This is a genomic window from Planctomonas deserti, from assembly GCF_003067705.1.
In the GTDB taxonomy this organism is placed as follows: Bacteria; Actinomycetota; Actinomycetes; order Actinomycetales; family Microbacteriaceae; genus Planctomonas; species Planctomonas deserti.
The window spans coordinates 1-673 of the sequence record NZ_QANL01000064.1 but is presented as its reverse complement, the minus strand read 5'-3'; the positions used below and the strand labels follow the sequence as shown (position 1 = coordinate 673).

The 673-nt window shown below is 63.4% G+C and carries 1 protein-coding gene; it reads right to left on the bottom strand.

Going from position 1 to position 673, the window contains the following annotated elements:
- Nucleotides 1-36: 36 nt before the first annotated feature.
- Complete coding sequence (locus DAI20_RS19555) at nt 37-459, bottom strand: VOC family protein (RefSeq protein ID WP_005415090.1); 423 nt, start codon at nt 457-459, stop codon at nt 37-39.
- Nucleotides 460-673: the final 214 nt, after the last annotated feature.

Sequence of the window (673 nt, the reverse complement as noted above, 5' to 3'; positions counted from 1 at the left end):
ATCGGTGAAGCTCCTTGTGGCTGAAGAAAAGAGGGATCAGGGCTGCTTCATGCAATTGACCATCCACGGCTTGCCGTAGCGGTCGATCAGCATGCCCCAGCGGTGCGCCCAGAACGTTTCGGCGATCGGCATCTGCACCTGGCCGCCTTCGGCCAGCGCCGCGAACACGCGCTCGGCTTCTTCGATGCTGTCAACGTCGACATTGATGGTGGTCGAACCACCCTCGCCACCGCCGGGACCGTCGGCCGCCATCACGATGGCGCTGCCGATTTCCAGCTGGCTGTGCGCGACGTGGTCCAGGGTTTCCGGCGGCATCTCGTTGCAGCCCGGCGAGCCATCGGAGGGCGGCATGTCGCGGTATTTCATTTCCGAGGTGACCTGGCCACCGAGTGCCTTGGCATAGAACGCCATCGCCTCATGGGCCTGGCCGCTGAAGCCGAGGAAGGGAATCAGTCTCATGGCAATACTCCGTTGTGCGGTTCAGGGCAGTAGCGCCGGGTCGTGCCCGGCAGGGAGATGAATCGGGTCAACCTTCCAGCTGTGCACGCAGACGCTGTTCCTGCTGCTGTAATTCGGGGGTGAAGGCCTCACCGAAGTCTTCGGCGGAGATCAGCGGGCGAAGTTCCAGCGTGCCGCCACTGTTGAACGGCGCACGGCTGGCCCATTCAACGGC

Excerpts from the sequence above, each read along its gene's own strand:
- DAI20_RS19555 (WP_005415090.1), bottom strand. The coding sequence starts at position 459 with ATGAGACTGATTCCCTTCCTCGGCTTCAGCGGCCAGGCCCATGAGGCG.